The following is a 427-nucleotide window of genomic DNA, read 5'->3' on the forward strand; positions in this document are numbered from 1 at the left end:
CGGCGAGTGTAAGTGCAAGAGTTTTCATAATATGTTCCTTCATAAGCGCACCAGCGCTTTCATTGTAATTTGGGTTGGGAATGTTCAGAGGTCCGGGGCATTGCAGTGCCCCGGATACTGGGGCCGTTATTAACGGTCGCTTGAGCGGAATGATTCAGAAATAATGTTACGGCTGCCGTCTGCATTGAGTGTAAATTTCACTTTTGCATCGCGGCCATGAACAACTTCATCGACTGTGAAAATGTGGTTTGTGTCGATCGCGGCAGCAGTACCGATGGATGCAGTTGCTTCCATGTCTAAGTTGCCACCATTTTGCAGGTAAGAGCCATCGCCATTAGAAAATGAGCTGTTTGCAGCAAAGGCAGATGTAGAGGCAATCAAGGTTGCGGCGAGTGTAAGTGCAAGAGTTTTCATAATGTGTTCCTTC

The 427-nt window shown here is 47.3% G+C and carries 1 protein-coding gene; it reads right to left on the minus strand.

Annotated elements, in window-relative coordinates:
- Positions 1-129: 129 nt before the first annotated feature.
- Positions 130-427: hypothetical protein (locus SU32_RS16390; RefSeq protein ID WP_425394289.1), on the minus strand; the 298-nt coding region annotated here is incomplete at its 5' end.

It is taken from the genome of Ahrensia marina (genome assembly GCF_001293565.1).
GTDB lineage: Bacteria > Pseudomonadota > Alphaproteobacteria > Rhizobiales > Rhizobiaceae > Ahrensia > Ahrensia marina.